This window comes from Marinobacterium profundum, assembly GCF_001528745.1.
GTDB classification, from domain to species: domain Bacteria; phylum Pseudomonadota; class Gammaproteobacteria; order Pseudomonadales; family Balneatricaceae; genus Marinobacterium_A; species Marinobacterium_A profundum.
The window spans coordinates 1-1,347 of sequence record NZ_BCNS01000092.1; the positions used below are offsets into that span (position 1 = coordinate 1).

Sequence of the window (1,347 nt, forward strand, 5' to 3'; positions counted from 1 at the left end):
TTTTGAGCTCTTTTGAGACGAATAGTGGTTCTATTTAACACTTGAAACGAAGTGGAAAGAACCGCTTTAGCGGGGTCGCAGACCGAGGAGCCTGCGACGAGTAAAAAAGAGCGCGAATAATTCCCAAAATCGGCTTTTCCGCAGTAGATCAGTGGTAAGTCCGACAGGCTGCTATGCTGGTCTAACCAGACCTGCAGCAGGCTGGCAGCGCCCGGGAGGCGACGGTGAATATTGGCGTGTTGGGCCGGCGATGGCTGGCGGTAACCTTGCTTGGGAGCTGGCTGAGCAGCAGCGCTGAAGCGCAGGTGTGGGTACAGGTGGATACTAAAGCCCAGACGTTGCAGGTGCTGGATGGCGAAACGGTGCTGGATCGCTTTGATCGCGTCGCCCTGGGTGTGGCAGGCGCCGGGCTGAAACAGCGGCGCGGCGATGACAAGACGCCGCTGGGCAGCTTTCGGGTGGGCTGGTTTAACAGTCAGAGTCGTTTCGGACTCTTTATCGGCCTGGATTACCCCAATCGGGATTATGCAGAGCGGGCGCTGCAGGACGGGCGAATCGACAGCCAAACTTACGGGCGTATAGTCGCCGCGCTGGATGCCGGGCGCACGCCACCGCAGGATACGCCCCTGGGCGGGCAGATCGGTATCCATGGCCTGGGTGCAGGTAATCCCGATGTCCACGGGCTGTTTAACTGGACCAATGGCTGTGTCGCCCTGACCGATGCCGAGATGCGCCGTTTGGTTAAGTGGGTTGAAGCAGGCACCCGGGTGGAAATCCGCTAGTGTACGAACCTGTGGGTAACTGCTTGTGGTGCACTGGTCTATGCTGAGCATGCAACCCCTTAGGTTGCTAGCCTTCCCCGTGATGCAGGAGTATCTCAAATGAGGCCCCGTGATGTATTGAAAGTATCTGCCCTCGTCGCCTTTGCTGCACTGTCTTTTGGCTGCGCCAGCTCCGGCGACATGCACAGCATGAAGCAGATGCACGAGCAGGAAATGCAGCGTACTCAGTCGACCGCAGACAGCGCCAGGGCGACCGCCGATGACGCGCTTAGGGTGGCCAATGAAGCCAGGGCCATGGCCGCAGAAGCCAATGCCCGCAGCATGGCGACCGAGGAAAAAATCAACCGCATGTTCCAGAAGTCGATGATGAAATAGCACCTGAGTAGAGCTCACCGCAACAGCAGCAGAACGGGGAAGGCACGAAAATGCCTTCCCCGTATATGTTCAGGGCGAACGGCAGCTAGAATGCTGGCCGTAGCGAGAGCCGACTGATTTGAGCGGGTTTTTGCGGTGTTTTAAGGCGAATAGTGGTTCCATTTAACGCAAAACAGCACAAAAAACAGCC

At 57.5% G+C, this 1,347-nt stretch carries 2 protein-coding genes; both read left to right on the forward strand.

Annotation, left to right across the window (positions count from 1 at the left end; genetic code table 11):
* Positions 1–317: 317 nt before the first annotated feature.
* A complete protein-coding gene (locus MPRO_RS07110; protein ID WP_216821260.1) occupies positions 318–782 on the forward strand; it encodes a L,D-transpeptidase family protein in 465 nt (154 codons plus the stop codon).
* A 99-nt stretch (positions 783–881) separates the two neighbouring features.
* The gene (locus tag MPRO_RS07115) at positions 882–1,157 is read left to right on the forward strand and encodes an Lpp/OprI family alanine-zipper lipoprotein (protein WP_067289487.1); all 276 of its coding nucleotides are present in this window, start codon (positions 882–884) and stop codon (positions 1,155–1,157) included.
* Positions 1,158–1,347 lie beyond the last annotated feature (190 nt).